This window comes from Actinoplanes sp. NPDC051633 (genome assembly GCF_040681735.1).
In the GTDB taxonomy this organism is placed as follows: Bacteria; Actinomycetota; Actinomycetes; order Mycobacteriales; family Micromonosporaceae; genus Actinoplanes.
In genome coordinates this window covers 1-3,213 of record NZ_JBFAZH010000910.1, presented here as the reverse complement: position 1 = coordinate 3,213, position 3,213 = coordinate 1, and the positions used below count along the sequence as shown (strand labels likewise).

The 3,213-nt window shown below is 69.9% G+C and carries 4 protein-coding genes and 1 pseudogene; 4 read left to right on the top strand and 1 reads right to left on the bottom strand.

What is annotated here, in order from left to right:
- From AB0M20_RS34350 to AB0M20_RS34335, 4 genes and pseudogenes are all read left to right on the top strand, one after another.
- Positions 1 to 849, top strand: a pseudogene (locus AB0M20_RS34350) (histidine kinase); the annotation flags it as partial.
- On the top strand, positions 846 to 1,250 hold the full coding sequence (locus AB0M20_RS34345) for a roadblock/LC7 domain-containing protein (RefSeq protein WP_189078622.1): 405 nt from the start codon (positions 846 to 848) through the stop codon (positions 1,248 to 1,250). The pseudogene AB0M20_RS34350 and the gene AB0M20_RS34345, both read left to right, overlap by 4 nt.
- A 97-nt stretch (positions 1,251 to 1,347) precedes the next feature.
- Positions 1,348 to 1,728, top strand: a complete 381-nt coding sequence (locus tag AB0M20_RS34340; protein ID WP_364304514.1) for a DUF742 domain-containing protein — start codon at positions 1,348 to 1,350, stop codon at positions 1,726 to 1,728.
- Position 1,729: 1 nt separating this feature from the next.
- Positions 1,730 to 2,317 (top strand): ATP/GTP-binding protein, encoded by a 588-nt coding sequence (locus AB0M20_RS34335; RefSeq protein ID WP_184998575.1) that lies wholly within the window; start codon positions 1,730 to 1,732, stop codon positions 2,315 to 2,317.
- A gap of 48 nt (positions 2,318 to 2,365) precedes the next feature.
- Here the strand turns inward: AB0M20_RS34335 and AB0M20_RS34330 are convergent, their stop codons facing one another.
- Positions 2,366 to 2,950 carry a GrpB family protein gene (locus tag AB0M20_RS34330; RefSeq protein ID WP_364304513.1) on the bottom strand — a complete coding sequence of 195 codons (585 nt, stop codon included), beginning with the start codon at positions 2,948 to 2,950 and terminating at the stop codon, positions 2,366 to 2,368.
- Positions 2,951 to 3,213: the final 263 nt, after the last annotated feature.

The window sequence follows — 3,213 nt, the reverse complement described above, 5'->3', positions numbered from 1 at the left end:
GCGCCGCCGGCCTGGCCGCCGGTCGCGCCGGACCGGGACAACCCGCCGCCGGTGCCGGAGAGCCTGGCCGCCGCGCTGGACATGACGGCGGAGATCCCGCGCTACCGCCCGGACCGCACCGGCAGCCACCCCACGGTGGCCGGCCCGGGCAACCCGCAGTCCGCGCCCCCGTCACCGCAGTCCGACGCCCAGCGCGCCGCCGCCGCACACGAGGCGGCCGCCCGGCAGGCGGCCGAGGCACAGGCCACCGCCGCCGCCCAGATCGCGGCGGCGCAGGCCCGGCAGCGCTCCGGCGACGGGCAGAGCCAGTACGCCGACGAGACCATGGAGCTGCCGATCTTCCGGGAGCTCGAGTCGGCCTGGTTCACCACGGCCAAGCCGCCGTCCCCGGCCGGCAGCGACGACGGGACGATCTCACAGCGCATCCCGACCGGCGAGCCGGCCCGGGCGGCCGAGGTGCCGCAGCAGGCCCCGTCGCCGGAGGCGCTCGACCCGGCCACGGTCGGCGCGGGCGCCGCCGCGGCCAACGGTGCCGGGATGTCGTCCAACCCCTGGCAGACCGCCGCGGACGAGGGCTGGCAGGCTGCTCGCGCGGCCGCCGAAACCCCGGTCGAGGCGACCACCACCGCGGGCCTGCCGAAGCGCAAGCCGATGGCACAGCTCGTTCCGGGTGGCGTGGACCGGTCGGAGAATTCCACCCAGCGTCGTACCCCAGAAGCGGTCCGTGGTCTGCTGTCCGCGTACCACCGCGGCGTGCAGCGCGGCCGCACCAAGGAACAATCGACCAACCCGGAGGAGACTTCGGGCGGGCAACAGTCTTACCAGGCTGGCAAGGAGCATGAGGCATGACATCTACGCAGGATCTCGGTTGGCTCCTGGCCAACTTCGCCGATCGCGTTCCCGGGGTCGCGCACGCGATCGCGGTCTCAGCCGATGGTCTGCTCCTAGCGGCCTCGCGGGACCTCCCGCGGGACCGGGCCGACCAGCTGGCGGCGATCGCCTCCGGCCTGGTCAGCCTCACGCAGGGTGCCGCTCGGTGTTTCGAGGGCGGCGCGGTGCTGCAGACTGTGGTCGAGATGGACAACGGGTTCCTCTTCCTGATGTCGATCTCGGATGGCTCGTCGTTCGCGGTTCTGGCCGCGCGCAGCTGTGATGTCGGGCAGGTGGGCTACGAGATGGCCCTGCTGGTCGACCGGGTGGGCGAGGCGCTGACGCCGGCGCCGCGGTCCACAGCCGGGGTGCTCGGCTGAACGGGCACTCCGCCGATCTTGTCGGCGGTTGTCCAGATCATGAATTTCAAGAGACACTTTGACCGGGCCGAGCAATGGGTGGAGGTGAACGGTGACGATGCCCGAACGCGATGAACCGACAGGTGCGCTGGTAAGGCCGTACGCCGTTACCCGCGGCCGTACCCGGCCCAAGCTCGATATAGCGCTCGAAGCGCTCGTGGAAACCACCGTGCGGGGTCGTACGAACTCGACGAGTCGATCCGGCGGCGGTAGCGAGCATCAGTACATCGCGGCGATGTGTGACGGCGGCCGGATTCAGTCGCTGGCCGAAATCGCCGCACGCATGCAACTGCCGCTCGGCGTGGCTCGAGTGATCGTCGCGGACATGGCCTCCGATGGCCTGGTCGCGGTGCACGAGCCGACGTCGCTGGACGACGAGACCGATGCGGTGGGCACGGAACTGCTGGAGAGGGTGCTGAGTGGACTTCGCAGGCTCTGACATGTCGCGTCGCCCGGCCGCCGGGCGCGTCACATCGGCGAAGATCGTGATCGCCGGTGGGTTCGGCGTCGGTAAGACGACGCTGGTGGGGTCCGTCTCCGAGATCACCCCGCTGACCACCGAGGCCATCATGACTTCGGCCGGTGTGGGCGTCGACGACAACCGGCAGGTGCCGGGTAAGACGACGACCACGGTGGCGATGGACTTCGGCCGGATCAGCATCGACCGGGATCTGATCCTGTACCTGTTCGGCACACCGGGCCAGACGCGGTTCTGGTTCATGTGGGACGAGCTGGTGCGCGGTGCGATCGGCGCCGTCGTGATGGTGGACACCCGCCGGTTGGCGGACTGCTTCGCCGCGATCGACTTCTTCGAGCACCGCCGGCTGCCGTACCTGGTCGCCATAAACTGCTTCGACGGGATGCAGTACCACAACGCGCAGGACGTGCGGGACGCTCTGGCGATCTCGTCGGACGTGCCGGTGGTCAGCTGCGACGCGCGTAACCGCGAGTCCACGAAGAACGTGCTGATCTCGCTGGTCGAGTACGTCCTGACGATGCGCCGCTCGCGCGCCGTCGCCCCCGCCTGACGCTGACAACTTGCGACGCCCCATCCGGCAGTGACCGGATGGGGCGTTTCAGGCTTTGAAGATGCGTGTGTAGATCTCGTCGATGACCTCGTTCTTGGCGAGCGTGTAGTCCTGGTCCGGGATCTCACCGGCCAGGCGGCGCTTGGTCGAGGCGTAGAGCTCGCGATCCTCCGGGTGCGAGCGCAACCAGTCCCGGAAGAGCCGATGCCGCACCGGCTCCGGCGCGCCCCGCGGCCAGACATGCAGGTGGACGTCCTCGGCGGTGTCGACGAGCATCCGGTGCCCGTGCCACCACGGCTCCCGCAGGACGAGCCAATAGCCCCGCCGCTCCAGCGCCGGCAGGTAACGCGACTCGTCCTCGGTGTCCTCCAGCAGAAGATCGACGTCGACGATCGGCTTGGCGGCCAGCCCCGGGACCGAGGTCGAGCCGACGTGCTGAACGTCCAGCACCAGATCTCCGAGGGCTTCCCGGAGCAGCGAGCGAACGGCCTCGAACCGCTCCACCCAGGACGGGTCGTAGTCCTCGATCGCGACGGCCCGCCAACCTCGCGGCGGCTCACGCACCACGCCGTCGGAGATGGGCCGGGACGGGTCATGAAAGCGCCGCATGACTTCGGGCGGATACTCGGTCAACTCAACCTCCGTAAGAAGCAAAGTTCGCCAGAATAAACCCGCCAAGGTCAAGATCAAAAGCCTGTTCCGGGTACGGGCACTCGCGAGCTGGCCTGACACACACGCCGGCCAGTCGGTGGTCACCCTCCCTGCCCCGCCGCCGGGCTGCCCCGGTTTCGGGAGCCGGGCTTTGGGGTCCCGGTGCGGTGGTGGGTGGCTTGGGTTGGCTGCCATGGCGGTGTGGGCTGCCGGGTTGCGCTGCGGGAGGCCGGGTGGGGTGGTGG